Annotated in this window: 15 protein-coding genes; 4 read left to right on the top strand and 11 right to left on the bottom strand. The window is 71.4% G+C overall.

The genetic code is table 11. The features are described from left to right. Positions 1-9: 9 nt before the first annotated feature. From BJY16_RS15675 to BJY16_RS15660, 4 genes are all read right to left on the bottom strand, one after another. Positions 10-381, bottom strand: a complete 372-nt coding sequence (locus BJY16_RS15675; RefSeq protein WP_185040165.1) for a hypothetical protein — start codon at positions 379-381, stop codon at positions 10-12. Continuing rightward, positions 374-781 (bottom strand): YbaB/EbfC family nucleoid-associated protein, encoded by a 408-nt coding sequence (locus BJY16_RS15670; RefSeq protein ID WP_185040164.1) that lies wholly within the window; start codon positions 779-781, stop codon positions 374-376. Before BJY16_RS15670 ends, BJY16_RS15675 begins: the two co-directional genes overlap by 8 nt. A gap of 92 nt (positions 782-873) precedes the next feature. After that, complete coding sequence (locus BJY16_RS15665; RefSeq protein WP_185040163.1) at positions 874-1,158, bottom strand: WXG100 family type VII secretion target; 285 nt, start codon at positions 1,156-1,158, stop codon at positions 874-876. A 31-nt stretch (positions 1,159-1,189) separates the two neighbouring features. Further along, complete coding sequence (locus BJY16_RS15660; protein ID WP_185040162.1) at positions 1,190-1,531, bottom strand: WXG100 family type VII secretion target; 342 nt, start codon at positions 1,529-1,531, stop codon at positions 1,190-1,192. Between the two features lie 287 nt (positions 1,532-1,818). On the opposite strand from BJY16_RS15660, the gene BJY16_RS15655 reads away from it, so the two are divergent. After that, the gene (locus BJY16_RS15655) at positions 1,819-2,889 is read left to right on the top strand and encodes a hypothetical protein (RefSeq protein ID WP_185040161.1); all 1,071 of its coding nucleotides are present in this window, start codon (positions 1,819-1,821) and stop codon (positions 2,887-2,889) included. A gap of 6 nt (positions 2,890-2,895) precedes the next feature. After that, the gene (locus tag BJY16_RS15650; RefSeq protein ID WP_185040160.1) at positions 2,896-4,833 is read left to right on the top strand and encodes a hypothetical protein; all 1,938 of its coding nucleotides are present in this window, start codon (positions 2,896-2,898) and stop codon (positions 4,831-4,833) included. Positions 4,834-4,887: 54 nt separating this feature from the next. Here the strand turns inward: BJY16_RS15650 and BJY16_RS15645 are convergent, their stop codons facing one another. Next, positions 4,888-5,283: an RDD family protein gene (locus tag BJY16_RS15645; protein ID WP_185040159.1), complete on the bottom strand. Its 396-nt coding sequence runs from the start codon at positions 5,281-5,283 to the stop codon at positions 4,888-4,890. 192 nt (positions 5,284-5,475) lie between these two features. Here BJY16_RS15645 and glnA point away from each other — a divergent pair, with 192 nt between their 5' ends. Continuing rightward, positions 5,476-6,900 carry a type I glutamate--ammonia ligase gene (gene glnA, locus BJY16_RS15640; protein WP_185040158.1) on the top strand — a complete coding sequence of 475 codons (1,425 nt, stop codon included), beginning with the start codon at positions 5,476-5,478 and terminating at the stop codon, positions 6,898-6,900. 97 nt (positions 6,901-6,997) lie between these two features. On the opposite strand, the gene BJY16_RS15635 is transcribed toward glnA, so the two are convergent. The 3 genes from BJY16_RS15635 to BJY16_RS15625 form a co-directional block, all read right to left on the bottom strand. Continuing rightward, entirely contained in the window at positions 6,998-7,387 is a 390-nt protein-coding gene (locus BJY16_RS15635) for a hypothetical protein (protein WP_185040157.1), read from the bottom strand. Between the two features lie 69 nt (positions 7,388-7,456). After that, positions 7,457-8,203 (bottom strand): LPXTG cell wall anchor domain-containing protein, encoded by a 747-nt coding sequence (locus BJY16_RS15630; RefSeq protein ID WP_185040156.1) that lies wholly within the window; start codon positions 8,201-8,203, stop codon positions 7,457-7,459. Positions 8,204-8,589: 386 nt separating this feature from the next. Beyond that, on the bottom strand, positions 8,590-9,444 hold the full coding sequence (locus BJY16_RS15625; protein WP_185040155.1) for an ElyC/SanA/YdcF family protein: 855 nt from the start codon (positions 9,442-9,444) through the stop codon (positions 8,590-8,592). Between the two features lie 48 nt (positions 9,445-9,492). On the opposite strand from BJY16_RS15625, the gene BJY16_RS15620 reads away from it, so the two are divergent. Continuing rightward, positions 9,493-12,522 carry an AfsR/SARP family transcriptional regulator gene (locus BJY16_RS15620; RefSeq protein ID WP_185040154.1) on the top strand — a complete coding sequence of 1,010 codons (3,030 nt, stop codon included), beginning with the start codon at positions 9,493-9,495 and terminating at the stop codon, positions 12,520-12,522. A gap of 9 nt (positions 12,523-12,531) precedes the next feature. Here the strand turns inward: BJY16_RS15620 and BJY16_RS15615 are convergent, their stop codons facing one another. The 3 genes from BJY16_RS15615 to BJY16_RS15605 form a co-directional block, all read right to left on the bottom strand. Further along, entirely contained in the window at positions 12,532-13,284 is a 753-nt protein-coding gene (locus BJY16_RS15615; RefSeq protein WP_185046469.1) for an ABC transporter permease, read from the bottom strand. Between the two features lie 64 nt (positions 13,285-13,348). Further along, entirely contained in the window at positions 13,349-14,287 is a 939-nt protein-coding gene (locus BJY16_RS15610) for an ATP-binding cassette domain-containing protein (RefSeq protein WP_185040153.1), read from the bottom strand. 56 nt (positions 14,288-14,343) lie between these two features. Next, the gene (locus tag BJY16_RS15605) at positions 14,344-16,470 is read right to left on the bottom strand and encodes an esterase-like activity of phytase family protein (RefSeq protein WP_185040152.1); all 2,127 of its coding nucleotides are present in this window, start codon (positions 16,468-16,470) and stop codon (positions 14,344-14,346) included.

Below are 16,470 nucleotides of genomic sequence, written 5' to 3'. Positions count from 1 at the left end.
CACCGCTACTCAATGGCCGGCCGGCGGCTTCGTGATCGTCTTGGCGTTCTCCAGGTCCTGAACGTCATAGTTGACCATCGCCTTGCCGACGTACTCCCCGATCGCGCGCAGCTGGTCGCCGCAGGCCGCGGCGCTGGTCATCAGCGCCTGGTTGGCCGGGTGCTCCTTGCCGTCGGCCCCGGGCACCTGCTTGTGGTAGGTCGGGCCGAGGAAGCCGTCGGTGAACTTGTCCTTGGGGAAGGTGTCCCTGCCCTCGTGCTCGACGATGTCCGCGTTGATCTTCTTGACCTGATCACCGAGGGCGATCCCGCGGTCGCGGATCCGGCCGGCCACGTTGATCAGCTCGGCCGGGCTCGACGTGATCGAGACGTAGTTACCCACGGTCGGCCTCCGGGCGGATCCGGACGTCGGCGTCGTGGCTGCCGACGAAGGTGCGCATGTCGGTGCCCCCCATCCGGCGCAGGTCACCGGGCAGGCTGTCGTTCATCAGCTCGGTGCTCTGCCGGCCGGCGTCCTCGATCGCGGCGCGCACGGTCTGCACGATGCTCGCGGACAGCGCCTTCGAGTTCGGCTGGCGGAGCACCCGCGGGTCGATGTCCAGCTCCAGCAGGTGGCCGCGCGGACCGACCACCGCCTTGATCATGCGGTCCGGCGACCAGGCCGTCCCGGTCACCTCCAGCATGCGTTTCTGCAGGTCGGGCAGCTGGGTCGTGGCTTTGCGCAGATCCGAGAGCATGTCGCGCAGCACGCCCCAGTCGGGTCGCCCCGGAACGTCCGCCATCTCGTCCCTCCCACCTTGCCGTGCCCGTGCCCTACCGGTCATCCCGAATCGGACCGGCCGCCGGACCCCGAGAGTACCGGCGGCCGGTTCGATCACATCCCCGCGGCGATCTGCTGGTCGATCTGCTGCATCCGCTCGGCGGACGCGCCGAGCTTGACGCCGACGCTGGACAGCGCGGTCTTGATCTCCATGGCGCCCTGGTTCCACTTCTGCCGGGCCTGGTCGCACGCCTCGCCGGCGTTGCCCTGCCAGTCCGCGGCGAACAGCTGGGTGAACGCCGTGTAGAGGTCGTTGAGCTGCTGGTCCATCTGGCCCTCGAAGGTGCCGATGGCCATCGCCACGTCGTTGATCTGGCCGAAGTTGTAGGTGATGCTCATCTTCTCGCCTCTCCGATCTCGCTCGGCGCGCTCAGCCGCGCAGGATGCTGATGACGGAACTGTCCCCGGTCGCCGCGGCCGCGGACCGGATCTCCTGGGCGGCGTCGTCGTCGTGCACGCCGTACTGCTGGGAGGCGCTGCTCATCTTGCCGGCCAGCTCGTCCAGCGCGTTGATGATCTTCTTCAGGCCGTCGTTCAGCTGAACGGAGACGTCCTGCAGGGCGCTGTTGGCCGCGCCCTGGAACCCGCCACCACCGAGCGTCTGGATCTGCTCGAGCAGCTGCGCCATCCCGCGGGAGATGTTCTCCCCGGTGTCCTCGCAGCGCTGCGCCATCGTGTTGAGCTGGTCCTGCGTGGCATGGACCTGTCCCATACCCGGAGTTCCTGTCAAGGTGGTTCACCCCGATTCCTCGTGTCGGCGCACTCCGCGAGCGGCCGGCGAAACGTCCCTGTGGGCCCCGAACGTAACCATCTGCATCCATCTGGGGCTACCCCGATGTACCGCCGTGGGTCCGTCCCGGTTCAACCCGGCCCCCTCCGGTTTCCCCGCGAAGGAATTCGAACCCGTCCATCGGCGAAGGCGTACTCTATCGCGTCACCAAATGTCGTACCGGCCGACTAACCTGTCCGGTGCGTACAGATCGACATCGGGGAGGCGTGATGGGCGGCGAGACGAATCCGTACCCGAAGGAGACGTACGAGAACACCCATGCCCCCTGGCTCAGCGAGACCACTCCGGTCGACGTCGACCTCGACGGCCTCCGGGAGTACGCGGATCTGATGGGCAAGCAGCAGACCGAGCTGAACCATGAGACCAGCCACATCGCCCATCTCCACGACACCCCGTCCAAGGCCTGGACGAACCAGGTGCTCGGCGAGGCCGCGGCGATCCGTCAGCAGCTGCAGAACAACGCCTCCGAGCTGTCCGCCTACCTCAGCCAGCTGGGCCAGTCGTTCTTCAACATCGGCTCGGCGGCGCAGACCATCGCCGACATCTACGCCGACGGCGACGCCACCTCGGCCGCCAGCATGAACGACGTGCTGTTCGCCTTCGGCGACAAGAGCGTGCCCCGGCCGGACGGCCTGCCGAAGGAGATCGGCCAGACCTACATCGAGGCGATGGTCGAGCAGAGCGCCAAGAACCCGGCCGGCACCCCGGGCGCGACCAGCCCCGAGTGGACCAACCCGACGGTCACCACGATGTCGCCGTACCAGCAGCTCACCACGTCGAAGGGCCCGAACGGGCAGCGGATGGAGAAGGTCGTCACCTCGGTCCCGGGCAGTGGCGTCACGATCGAGACGACCACCATCTACAACGCCAAGAACGAGGTCCTGTCCACCCAGAGCGTGCGCACCGTGACCAGCTACAACGACAAGACGCACACGCTGGACAAGCAGGTCGAGAGCAGCACCAACGGCACGGTGACCGGTCACTCGAAGACCAGCACCACGTATGACAACACCGGCAAGGTGACCGCCGAGACCACGGTCAACTCCGACGCCAACAACAAGGAGACGTCGACCAAGGAGTTCACCACCGCCGCGGACGGATCGACCACCGAGAAGGTGACCCGCCCGGCCAAGGACGAGGACGGCAACGTGATCAAGGACAAGCGGGACACCACCGACATGGTGAAGACCGGCGCGTCCACCACGAGCGCCAGCGCCACCCCGCCGACCCGGACGTACGCCGCGGACGCCGACCCGATCGAGCGACCGGGCGGGGAGTGACCGGCGATGGGCGACTACTTCGGCGCCACCGAGGATCCCGCGGTCACCTTCAGCCCGTACGGCGGGCGGATGTACTACGGGGACGGGAAATACACGCTCGGGTACACCCCGGAGGCCGGTGGGGACAACAATCACACCATCGAGCAGATCGAATTCATGATCAACAATGCGCACCCGGAGCAGATCGCGGTACTGGGTGACCATTGGCAGAACGTCGTGACAATGCTCACGCAATACAAGACCTATCTGCACGACCAGAGCAAGGAGCTGGAGAAAAGTCATTGGGAGTCGCCCGATGCCAAGAACCTGTTCCTGAAGAAGGGCCCCGGTGAGGCGCTCGTCTATCTGGACATCTGGATCCAGGCGGCGCAGACCAACGTCACCGCGCTGCGGCACCTGGTCGAGGTGGCGATCGACTCCCGCGAGGAGATGCGCCAGCTGATCGACCGGTACAAGAAGGCGCTCGAAAAGGCGAAGAACGTCGACGCGATCGGCTGGACCAGCGAGTTCCTCGACCCCAGCCGGTGGTACACCAGCCCCAGCGAGGCCACCGACTACCAGATCCAGCAGCAGGTCAACGAGACCGAGAAGAGGTTCCAGAAAGACGCGCAGCAGCTCGCCCACAAGTACGGCAACCAGTACTACGAGTACAGCAAGGCGCTGAGCAACGGCGTCGGCCCGCCGTTCCGGGCGATGAACGCGGTGCTCAACCGGCCCGGCAAACCACAGCTCAACACCCCGCCCGGCCTGCCCGGCGGGGGCGCGCCGGCCCCGGCGCCGCCCCCTCCGCCGCCGGCCCCCGCGCCGGTGCTGCCGCCGCCGCCCCCGGGCGGCCAGCCGAACCCGCCCGGCCAGAACCAGCCGAACCCGCCCGGTCAGGGCACCACGCCGCAGAACCCGCCGGGCACCCTGCCGCCGAAACCCGGCGAGAAACCGGGGCAGCAGCCCGGCCTGCCGCCGTCACAGCTGCCCCCGCCGGGACTGCCCGGTGGCCTGCCGCTGTTCCCGTCGCTGCCGGGCGGCACCAAGCCGGCCCTCCCGCCCAGCCTGAAACCGGGCTTCGGCGGCCAGAAACCGGGCCTGCCGGGGACACCCGGCCTGCCCGGCAAGACGATGCCCAACCCGGGGCAGCTCACCAAGAACGCGTTCAACCAGCCCGGCCAGCCGCCGGGTCTGGGCCAGCCACCCGGCCGCACGCTGCGCCGAGGCGGCCCGCGGACCGGGCAGCCCGGTCAGCCGGGTCTGCCGCCGGGGCGTCCCGGTGACCGCCGGCGCGGCACCACCGACCGGGGCACCCGGGTGCCGGGCACCCCGCTGGACGGCGAGGAGACCTTCGGCCGCCCGCCCGGCAGCACCATGCCGCCGGTGCTGAAGAACCCGACCGGCGACCGCGACCGGCGCCGCCCGGGCAGCACCGAGGAGCTGCGTCCCACCGTCTCGGGCAGCAACGACGCCTACCGCCCGGACGGCACCACGCCGCCGGTGCTGAACCGGCCGACGCCGCCCGGCGACCAGGCGCCGGCCCGCCCGTCCCGCCGTCGCGAGACGCCGGGCGAGCGCACCGGTCCGGCCTGGGGCGACTGGTTCGGCGCCGAGGAGGCCCGGTCCGGCGCCGGCAGTGGCCTGCTCGGGGCACCCACCCCGCCGCCCACCGGCAGCCGGGTGTCCAAGTTGGAGGAGGTGCCGGACGCGCTGCGCAGCCGGGCGGCCACCGCCGCGCAACAGTCCGGCAAGCAGGGCACCGTGGCGCCGGAGCTCAGCAAGCGGCGGACCACCGCCGACCCGGTGCCGGTGGTGCACGAGGACGACGAGTCGTCCCGGATCGTCACCGACGAGCAGGCGTTCGAGGTGCAGACTCCGGGCGGCGGCGTGGTGACCAGCAAGCGGGACGAGCCGGTCTACGAGCCGGAGATCCGCCGTGCGCTGGGTGGCGGGGGGCACTGACGCCTTCCGCGGGCACGGTGCTCACCGCGTACCCCGAACCGGTTGTGATCGTGGTCAGGCTCTCGGGAGCTTGACCACGATCGAGCCGGCGGCGCGGTCGTGCAGGCCCCGGCCCTCGTCGTCGGCGATCAGGGCCGGGATCAGCAGCGCCAGCAGCAGGCCGCGGTAAAGACCGCGCAGCAGGCCGATCGCCCCGCCGTCGGCGTAGGCGACGCAGCGGATCCGGGTCAGCCGCATCCCGGGCGTCTGGCCGAACAGGCCGAGGAAGACCGTGTTGACCAGGATCAGCAGGACCACCGGCGGCCAGGCGACCCGGTCCGGGCTGGCATAGAGACTGGCCACCAGCAGGCAGAGCACCCAGTCGATGAGCAGCGCGATCAGGCGGCGGCCGCCACCGGCCGGTTCCCGGAGGGCCGCGGTCTGGGGTGCGTCGTTCGCGGAAGCTGCCACGACCGCCGAGGGTACGCGATAGGGTCCTTCAGGTCGGCCTCGCGCTATCGCCGTGCCTGATCACCCGGTTACGTAACACGGCGGAAACAATAGGGATACGCCGGGGCAACTCCGGACCCATAACGTCGCGACCAGCCCTGCCAGGTGGCGGCCCAGGCCGCCCGGTATCGGAAAACTGTGCCAGGAGGACGTGTGTTCGCCAATCCCGAGGAACTCCTGCGATACCTCAAAGACGAGGACGTCAAGTTCGTCGACGTACGGTTCTGTGACCTCCCCGGTGTGATGCAGCACTTCAACATCCCGGTGGAGTCGTTCGACGACAGCGTGGCAACCGACGGTCTCGCCTTCGACGGATCCTCGATCCGCGGCTTCCAGGCCATCCACGAGTCCGACATGATGCTGCTGCCGGACGTGGCCACCGCGTTCGTCGACCCGTTCCGCCAGCAGAAGACGCTCGCGCTGAACTTCTTCATCCACGACCCGTTCACCCGCGAGGCCTACTCGCGCGACCCGCGGAACGTGGCCAAGAAGGCCGAGGCCTACCTCGCGTCCAGCGGCATCGCCGACACCGCCTACTTCGGCGCCGAGGCGGAGTTCTACATCTTCGACTCGATCCGCCACGAGACCTCCGCGCACCAGGCGTTCTACTACATCGACTCGATCGAGGGCGCGTGGAACTCCGGCCGCGAGGAGGCCGGCGGCAACCGCGGTTACAAGACCGCCTACAAGGGCGGCTACTTCCCGGTCTCCCCGGTCGACCACTACGCCGACCTGCGCGACTCGATGGTCCGCCGTCTGGTCGACACCGGCTTCACCGTGGAGCGCTCGCACCACGAGGTCGGCACCGCCGGCCAGGGCGAGATCAACTACAAGTTCTCCACGCTGCTGCACGCCGGCGACCAGATGCAGCTGTTCAAGTACATCATCAAGAACACCGCCTGGGAGCACGGCAAGACGGCGACGTTCATGCCGAAGCCGCTCTTCGGTGACAACGGCTCCGGCATGCACACCCACCAGAGCCTGTGGCTGGGCGGCGAGCCGCTGTTCTACGACGAGACCGGGTACGCCGGCCTGTCCGACACCGCCCGCTGGTACATCGGTGGCCTGCTGCACCACGCGCCGTCGCTGCTCGCGTTCACCAACCCGACGGTCAACTCGTACCGTCGCCTGGTCCCCGGCTACGAGGCCCCGGTCAACCTGGTCTACTCGCAGCGCAACCGCTCCGCCTGCACCCGCATCCCGGTGACCGGCAGCAACCCGAAGGCGAAGCGCGTCGAGTTCCGCGTGCCGGACCCGTCGTCCAACCCGTACCTGGCCTTCTCCGCCCAGATGATGGCCGGCCTGGACGGCATCAAGAACAAGATCGAGCCCCCGGCGCCGATCGACAAGGACCTGTACGACCTGCCGCCGGAGGAGTGGGGCAACGTCAAGCAGGTCCCCGGCTCGCTCGACGCGGTCCTCAACTCCCTCGAGGCCGACCACGAGTTCCTCACCGCCGGCGGCGTCTTCACCGACGACCTCATCGCCACCTGGATCGACTACAAGCGCACCAACGAGATCGACCCGGTCCGGCTGCGCCCGACCCCGCACGAGTTCGAGATGTACTACAACGTCTGACCTCGCACGTCGCTGAAACGGCGGTCACGCCCGGCTCCCAGCCGGCGTGGCCGCCGTTTCGCGTGCGCCGCGCTCCGTCGACCAGCGATTGGCTGGTTTACCAGTCGCGCCAGTCGTCGGTGAGCTCCGACCTGTCCATCCCTCGCCGGCTGGTGAGTGCGTCGACGTCCACGCCCGCATCGGCCAGCGCATCATCGATGTACTCGCACAGCTCCTCGCGTGTGACAGTTTCGATCTCGCCGGAGTCGGCGGCGTTGAGTGCCGTGACGACGCGTTCGACTGCCGCCCACGCTGCCGCGTCGTTGGCCGGTTCGAGAGCGGCGAGATCCTGCTCGTAACGGGTGAGCGCGGCATCGACCCGGGTGACGAAATCGGCAGGGAAGGAATTGAGCGCATACGCCTCCTCGCGGGCCAAGGTGCCAGCCGCGACTGCCGCCTCCTGCTCCGCCACCTCACGCCGCCACCGGAAGGTCAATCGTTCGATCATGGGCGACAGGCTAGACCCCGGTGGTCACGCTCTTCAAAGATCCGCCGCGCCTCCGAGACGCCAGGCGCGTCAGGCGATGAAGCGCCGGCGGCGGCGCAGGACCAGGGCGGCACCGGCGCCCACCAGGGCCAGGCCCAGTGCGGCCACGCCGGCGACGTTCAGGCCGGTGACCGGCAGGCTCTCCTCGCCGGCACCCTCGCCGGAACCGTCGGCGCCTCCGGAACCCTCGGTGCCTCCGGAACCCTCGGCACTTCCGGAACCCTCGGAGCCGCCGCCGCCCGTGCTGGCGCTGGACGACGTGGAGGCGGTCGGTGAGGTGGTGGCGGGCTTGGTAGTCGGGGTGGTCGTGGCGGATCCGGTGGCTGCGCAGGTGTGGGTCAGGACGAATTTGTCAGCTTTGCCGGTGATGGTAGCGTTGGCGTCGATCAGGGTCCAGCCGGCCGCGGTGATCGCGTACGCCTTGCTGTGGCCCACCGTGACGATGTCGTCGCCGTCCGCCGCGCCGGCCTCGATCACCACAGTGGAGTCGGCCTTGCCGTCGCCGTTCGTGTCGAACATGGCGCGGATGGCGGTGAAGCTGCCCGTCGTGGCCGCGTTGCCGGGCAGGTTGAAGACCCAGACATCCTTGCCGGGGTACGGGCCTCCGCCGAGCTGCGCGCCGCACTCGTGTTCGTAGTCGGCGGCGATGGCCGGCACGTTACCGCCGTTGATCGGGATGGTGGTCCCGGTGGCATGCGCCGCCGCGGTGACGGCGAACGACGTGGCGACGCCCGCTGCCGCGGCGGCCGTGATGCGCAGGACGGGGAGGGTCCGCATGGTTGGTGCTCCTCAGGTGACATCGAGACGACGCCACATGCTCCACAGAGCCCGGCCCGTTGAGCGATCGGCCGAAGAGATCGACAAAATTGGCCGCTTCCCGCCCCGTCAGGTGTAACGCGGAACGCCTCGCCGACGCCCAGCCGCCCGCCTGCGCTCAGCGCTGCTCGCGCCTGCCGGCGGCCCGGCCAGTCGCGACCGGACGGTGGCACGACGGCCAGCGCCCCGGGCCGACTCACCGGCGACTTCCGCCGATCAGGACGGCTTCGCGGGGAGGCTGTTCAACGGCAGCCCACATTGTCTGGATTGTCCAGGTCGCGCGGCAGGGCGATCAGCTGCTGCCGCTCGGCAAGGTCACCGCACCATCGTGCCAGGGCGGACCGTGCTCAGTGGTACTCGCGCTTGCCGAAGGCCCGGGCCAGGCGCCACAGGGCGACCGATCGGCGTTCGGCGACCCGGATGGCGCGCAGCGGGTCGGCCGGGAGACGAGCGGCGATCAGACGGCTCGCCAGCTCGGCCAGAAAATGCTCCGCGTCAGGCGACGGCCCGGAGGAGGGCGCAGGCGCAGAGGAAGGCGGTGGCCCGGAGGAGGGCGAAGACGCGGAGGAGGGCGGCGGCCCGGAGGAAGGCGAAGGCGCGGACGAAGGCGGAGGCCCGGAGGAGGGCGAACCCGCAGAGGAAGGAGGAGGCAAGGGCACGGAGGAAGGCGGCAGCGGAGCTGGGAACGGGGACGGGACGACGACCCCGAGGTACGGGCGGCGCAGCGTGTACGGCGCGATGACCGAGAGAATCCGCCGCAGGTGGGACCGCTGGGAGACGATGGCCACCGGCCGAGGATCGCCGAAGTGACCTTCGGACTCCGAGCGCAGCAGGTTGGCCACCGTGTCGATCGAGTGGCGCTCCGGCCGTACCGAAAAGGGGTCCAAACCGGAAGCGAGCAGCACCTCTCGCATCAGATCGGCCTCCGGGACGCCCTGGAAGACCTCCCCCGGCGCCTCCGGCGTGGTCCACGGGCGGCCCTTGCTGTCGAGCGGCGACTTGTAGCCGGCGCAGACGATGCGACCGGCAACCGGCAGTGACCGGAACAGATCAGCGGCCACCGCGACCCGGGCCGCGCCTTCCGGGGTGAGGCCGTCGCCGGTGGCGGTGCGGCCGCGGCCGGGGACCAGCACATGCGCCACCTCGGCCAGGGTGAGGCCGGGCGTACCGGGAAGGATCTCGAAGTTCAGGACGGTGACCAATCTGGAGCGTGGCCGGGCGAGCGGCGGGTGAGCGGGCAGAATCGACGTGTGGACATCGCGGTGCTGGGGCCGGTGGAGCTGCGCGCCGGCACCGGGGAGGTGGTGCCGATCGCGGGCACGCGGCTGCGTACCTTGATCATTCTCCTCGCCCTGGACGCGGGCCGGACGGTCTCCGCGGACCGGCTGATCGACGGCATCTGGGGTGACGCGCCGCCCGCCGCGGCGGCGAACGCGTTGCAGGCACTGGTCTCCCGGCTGCGGCGAGCCGCCCCGGAGTTGCGGATCGAGGCGGTGCCGACCGGGTACCGGCTGGTCATCGACCGGGCGAAGGTGGATGTCTTCCGTTTCGAGCGAAGCACGCCCGGCGAGGCGGTGAAGTTGTGGCGCGGCGATCCGGAGTTCCCGGAGGCCGCCGCGGCCGAGCTGGTCCGGCTGCGCCGGCTGCACCTGAGCGCGCAGCAGGCCTGGCTGGCCGCCGAGATGGCGCACCGGGACGTGGTGCCCGAGCTGGAGGCGCTGGTCGCGGCGCATCCGCTGGACGAGCCGCTGGTCGCGCTGCTGATCCGGGCGCTGCGGGCGAACGGCAGCCCGGGCCGGGCGCTGGAGGTCTTCGAGCAGGCCCGCCGCCGCCTCGCCGAGCAGCTCGGCACCGATCCGTCGGCCGAGCTGACCCGGCTGCACCGGGAGCTGCTGCACGCCCAGCCCGCCGCGGCAGGCACGGCGGGCAGCACCAACCTGCCCGCCGAACTGAGCACCTTCGTCGGCCGCGACTCCGAGATCCACACCCTCACCAGCATGCTCCGCACCCACCGCCTGGTCACCCTCACCGGCCCGGGCGGCAGCGGCAAGACCCGCCTCTCGGTCGAGGTCGGCGCCCGCCTCCCGGGCGAGGTGTGGCGGGTCGAGCTGGCCCCGGTCCGCGACCCGGCCGAGGTGCCGCAGACCGTGCTGAGCGCCCTCCCCTACCGCGACCACCTGGTCCTGGGCAACCATCCCACGCTGGCCCGGCTGCGCAGCGCGGTGGCCGGCCGCCGGATGCTGCTGATCCTGGACAACTGCGAGCACCTGATCGACGCGGCCGCCGCGGTCGCCGACACGCTGCTGCGCGCCGCGCCCGGGCTGCGGCTGCTGGCGACCAGCCGGGAGCCGCTCGGCATCCCGGGCGAGATCCTGCACCCGGTGGAGCCGCTGGAGTCCCCGCCGCCGGACGCCGGACCGGCCGAGGCGGCCGGTTTCCCGGCGGTGCGGCTGCTCCTGGACCGGGCCGCCGGGTTCACCCTGACCGGCGACAACGTGGCGCACGTGGTCCGGATCTGCCGGGCGCTGGACGGCATGCCGCTGGCCGTCGAGCTGGCCGCGGCCCGGTTGCGCAGTCTGCCGCCGGCGGTGCTCGCCGACCGGCTGGCCGACCGGTTCCGGCTGCTCACCGGCGGCAGCCGGACCGCGCTGCCGCGGCATCAGACGCTGCGCGCGGTGGTCGGGTGGAGCTGGGACCTGCTCACCGAGCCGGAGCGGCGGCTGTGGCGGCGACTGGCCGCCTTCCCGGGCGGCGCCGAGGTGGCCGCGGTCGAGCAGGTCTGCGACGCCGACCTGGACCTGCTGGGCGCCCTGGTGGACAAGTCGCTGCTGGTCCTGGGCGCGGACGGGCGCTACCGGATGCTGGAGACGATCCGCGAGTACGGCCTGGAGCGGCTGGCCGAGGCCGGCGAGACCGAGCCGATGCGGGTGGCGATCGGCGGCTGGCTGCTGGCCCGGGCCCGGGAGGCCGAGCCGCACCTGCGCGGCGCCGAGCAGCTCACCTGGATGGCCCGGCTGCGCGCCGAGCACGACAACCTGCACGCCGGCGTCCGGGACGCGATCGCCGCCGGGGACCGGGCCACCGCGATCGCGCTGGTCGCCAACCTGGGCTGGTACTGGTGGCTGTGCGGGCACCGGGTCGAGGGCACCGGCCTGTGCCTGGCCGCGCTGGCGCTGGACGGCCCGGCCGACTCGCAGGAGCTGGCCCTGGCACACACCCTGGCGGCGCTCAACGGCGTCGAGGGTCCGCTGGACTTCGCCGAGGTGCGGGAGTCGTTCCGCCGGGCGCTGGAGCTGGTCGAGCCGTCCCCGGACAGCCATCCGGCGCTGCGCCTGGTGGCGCCGCTGGCCGCGCTCTACGCCTCACCGGAGCAGTCCAGCGTGATCGCTTTCGGCCAGGCGCTCTACGACGACCCGGACCCGTGGTTGCGCGCCATGGCCCGGATGATCGTCGGCCAGGTGCGGCTCAACTTCGGGGAGCCGGCCGAGGTGGCCGAGGCCGACCTGACCGCCGCGCTGGCCGGTTTCCGGGCGGTCGGCGAGCGCTGGGGGATCGGTTTCACGCTGAGCGCGCTGGCCGACCTGACCGCGGCCCGCGGCGGCTTCGCCCGCGCGGTCGGCTGGCAGCGGGAGGCGATCGCGCTGGTCGAGGCGGTCGGGGTGCGGGAGGACCTGCCACAGCTGACCACCAAGCTGGCGCACCAGATGTGGCTGGCCGGCGACCGGGAGGCGGCGCACCGGACGCTGGAGCGGGCCCGCCGGCAGGCGGTCGACGCGGGCGTCCCGGAGGTGATGGGTTCGGTGCACCACGCGGCCGCGACGATCGCCCGGGCCGAGGGCCGGCTCGACGACGCCCGCCGGGAGATCGCCCGGGCCGTCGAGCTGATCGTGGACTCGACGCTGGCCCCGCAGTTCCGGGCGATCGCGGCCAGCGCCCAGGGTCTGATCGAGGGCGCGGCCGGCGATCTCGGCGCGGCCCGGGCCCGGCACGAGGAGGCGCTGCGGATCGCGGTCGGCACGCTGGACTCCCCGGTGATCGCCCAGGTGCTGGTCGGCATCGCGGATCTGGCCTGCCGGGAGGGCGACCCGGCGCGGGCCGCCACCCTGCTGGGCGCCGCGGTGGCGGTGCGCGGCGCGGTGGACCGCACCGTCGAGGACGCCGACCGCGTCGAGCGCGAGGCCCGCGCCGCCCTCGGCGACGCGGCCTTCGAGGCCGCCTTCCACCAGGGCGACGGCATAGATCAAAATCACCTTCCCCCAGACATTTTCGGTACGCGGTGAGCACCGTCCTCAGGTCCGGCGGCGGAACGCGCGCACCGACAGCGGGGCGAAGACGCCCAGCAGCACCAGGGCCCAGAGCACCGACTGGAGCACCGGCCCGGCCACCGGTCCTCCGGTGAGCAGCCCCCGGACCGCGTCGGAGAGCACGCTCGTCGGGTTGATCCGGACGAAGCCCTGCAGCCAGCCCGGCATCGTCTCGGGCCGGACGAACGCGCTGCTCGCGAACGTGATCGGGAAGATCAGCACGAAGCCGAAGATCTGCACCTTGTCCGGCTCGTCGACCAGCATCGCGACCAGCACCGAGATCCACGACGCGGCCAGCGCGAAGCCGAGCAGCAGCAGGACCGCGCCGAGCGCCGGCAGCGGCCCGGTGGTGATCCGGAAGCCGAGCAGCGTGCCGACCCCGAGCAGCAGCAGGATCGCCCACGCCTGCTTCAGCACGTCGGCCACGATCCGCCCGGCCAGCGGCGCGAACCGGGCGATCGGCAGCGACCGCAGCCGGTCGAAGACGCCCTTGCTGATGTCGGTGTTCAGGCCCACCCCGGTGTTCATGGTGGCGAAGAGCAGGTTCTGCACGATGATCCCGGCCAGCGCGAACTGCAGGTACTCGGCCGGCGAGCCGGCCAGCTGACCGCCGAAGACGAAGGTGAACAGCAGCAGGAACATCACCGGCTGGATGCTGAAGTCCATCAGCTCCATCGGGTTGTGTTTGATCTGCACCAGGGTCCGCCAGGCGAGCGTGGCGGTGTTGCGCACGGCCATGGTGCTCACGCGGTGCCTCCCTGGCCGTGCTCGGCCGGCCCTTGCTTCACTGCGATGCAGTCGATCACGCCGCCACCTCCGTCAGGCCGAGGAACACCTCGTCCAGGCTGGGGCTGCGCAGCGCCAGCTCGGCGACGACCAGACCGGCGTCGTCCAGGCTGCGCACCAGCCGGGTGAGCGCGCCCGGATCGGCGACCGGCGCGACCACCAGGTCGCCGCGCACCTCGATCGGCCCGGCCGCCACCCGGCGCACCTGTTCGGCGAGCTTCTCCAGGTCGGCCGGGTCGGCCGCGCGGGCGGTCACGGTCTGCGCCCCGGTCCGGGCCTTGAGCTGCTCCGGCGTCCCGGTGGCGATCACCCGGCCGTGGTCGATCACCACGATCTCGTCGGCCAGCCGGTCGGCCTCGTCCAGGTACTGGGTGGTGAGCAGCACCGTGGTCCCGGCGGCGACCAGGTCACGGACGATGTCCCACACCTCGTTGCGGCTGCGCGGGTCCAGGCCGGTGGTGGGCTCGTCCAGGTAGAGCAGGCGCGGCTCGCCGACCAGGCTGGCGGCCAGGTCGAGGCGGCGGCGCATCCCCCCGGAGTACTTGCCGGCCGCGCGGTCGGCGACGTCCAGCAGGTCGAACCGGGTGAGCAGCGCCCTCGCCCGGGACCGCGCGGCGGGCCGGGACAGGCCGAGCAGCCGGCCGATCATCAGGAGGTTCTCGGTGCCGGTGAGCTGCTCGTCGACCGAGGCGTACTGGCCGGTCAGGCCGATCAGGCGGCGGACCTCGGCGGCCTGCCGGACCACGTCGAAGCCGCCGACCGTGGCGTGCCCGGCGTCCGGGCTGATCAGGGTGGCCAGGATCCGGACCGCGGTGGTCTTGCCGGCCCCGTTCGGCCCGAGCAGGCCGAGCACCGTGCCGGGGCGGACCACGAGGTCCACCCCGGCCAGGGCGGTGGTGTCGCCGTAGCGTTTCACCAGGCCCTCGGCGTAGATCGCGTTGCTGTCGATTCCCATGCCGGCACCGTGCCGGGTGTCGCTGACAGGGCGCTGACGCGCCCGGTCAGCGCGTGTCAGAGCAGCTTGCCGAGGTCCAGGAAGACCGTCTCGCCGGTGGCGTCGTCGATCGCGTCGTTGTCGGTCACCGCGTAGGTGCGGCCGTTGCCGGCCACCGCGAGGCCCTCCAGCTTGTCCTGCACCCAGCCGTGGTCCGCCTTGAGCGCCGGCAGCACGTCCTTGACCAGCTTCTTGCGCACGGCCGGGGTGCCGGTCCAGGTGGCCGGTACGTCGAACGTGTAGATCCGCTTGATCGACGCCAGCTCGCCGCGCTGGTTGTCCCGCTCGATCACCGCGAAGGTGTTCCCGTCGACGGCGACCAGCTCGGACAGCCCGCTCCAGCCGACCGGCGCGGTGTCGGCCGGGTAGAGCAGCCAGGACCAGGTCTTGGTGACCGTGTCGTAGCGGCCGATCCGGTTGGTGAACGCCTGGTCGCCCTTGATCGTGCGCTGCACGGCGACCCACACGCCGGTGCCCACCTCGGCGACGCCCTCCAGGCCGTTGCTGGTGATCGCGCCGGCCACGTCGGCGGAGAGCGGAATCTCCTCCTGCACCTCGCCCTTGGCGTTCAGGCGGACGATCAGGTTCGGGTCCTTGCCGGCGCCGGTGCCCTCGACGGCCAGCCAGTAGCCGCCGGCCTCGCGGGCGACCAGGCCCTCGGCGTCGTAGCCGACCGGCTCGCCGTTCTTGGTGACGGTCAGCTGGGAGTCGATGACGCCGCGGGTGGACAGGCCGAGGATCCGGGTCGGCGAGTAGGCGGAATCGGTCACCGAGACGAGCCGGTCCCGCTTGCCGGGCACCGCGGAGAGCGCCGACAGGGTGCCGAACGGGATGTCCCGCACCGAGTGCGGCTGGGTGTTCGCCGGCCTGCCGAAGCCGTAGATCTGCACCGAGCCGCGGATGCCGATCGAGGCGTCGTCCTCCTCCGAGGAGACCACCAGCAGGTTGCGGGACGGGACCGCGACGACGCCCTCGGGCGCGTTCGTGGTCGGCAGGAGCTGCTTGAAGCGCGGCTCACGAGCATGCGACACGTCGTAGACGGCGGTGAAGTTGCCCCGCTCGGAGTTGACGAAGACGTACGGAACCCCGCCCATCCTCGCGAACGCCACGTTCTCCGGCTCGATGCCTTTGGCGTCCGACCGCTTGTCCGGGTACTGCCCGTGCTCGACGGCGAGGTGCTCGAGCGTGTTGCCGGCGTCCCAGACCGCCTTGCCGGTCCGCGCCGAGAAGATCGACCAGCCGCGCGAGCCGCCCTCGTAGTCGCCCTCGTTGGCGGTGGCGAACAGGTCGTCGGTGATCCAGGCGACGCCGTCCGGCTCCCGCTTCGCGGTGATCGACCCGGTGAGAGAGATCTGATCGTCGTCCAGGGTGTCGACCCCGTCGACGGTGACGGTGCCGGCCTCGAAGTGCTTGAGCACCTTGCCGGTGCGCAGGGAGACGATCGCCAGGTGGTTGTTCTCCTGGAGCGAGACGACCGCCTCGTCCCGGGAGTTGACGCTGACGTACTCCGGCTCCGGGTCGCTCGGCGCGACCGCGGCCAGGCCGGTCAGGTCGACCTTGGCGACCTTCCAGGACTTGGTGTCGATCACCGCGAGGTACCCGGCCGGGGCCTGCGGGAGGGCGCCGTCGTTGACGTCCTCGTCCCGCTCGTTCTCGATGGCGACTGCGAGGTAGCGGCCGCTCGGCGCGACGGCGACCGAGTCGGGCTGCCCGCCCAGGTCCAGCTCACGGACCACGGCGTGGGTCCGGTCGTCGACCACGACCAGCTTGCCGGACGGGTCGGCGAACGAAGCGCTGGTGTTCACGCCGGCCAGCAGCAGGTGGCCCAGGTGCGCGACCGAGGTGGGCTCGCCGCCCATGGCCAGCGTTCCGCGCGGCTGCGGGGCGGACGGGTTCGTGATGTCCACGAAGCCGATCCGCTTGCCGGGGCTGTCGGTGTAGACGACCGTGCGGCCGTCCGCGGTGACCGTGGAGATCTCGGCCGCCGCGGTGTCGGCGACCGACGAGTTCAGGTACACCGGGAACGTGGCGAGGCGCTGGAAAGAGGTGGCGCGGCCGTGCGCGGCGGCCGCGGCCGGCACGCTGCCGGCCGCGGCGACGGCCAGGACGGAGACAACCGCCGAGGTGGTACGGCGTAAAGACAT

The sequence above is a fragment of the Actinoplanes octamycinicus genome (assembly GCF_014205225.1).
GTDB classification, from domain to species: domain Bacteria; phylum Actinomycetota; class Actinomycetes; order Mycobacteriales; family Micromonosporaceae; genus Actinoplanes; species Actinoplanes octamycinicus.
The sequence above is the reverse complement of the archived record's forward strand: the minus strand, read 5'-3'. Positions and strand labels throughout refer to the sequence as shown.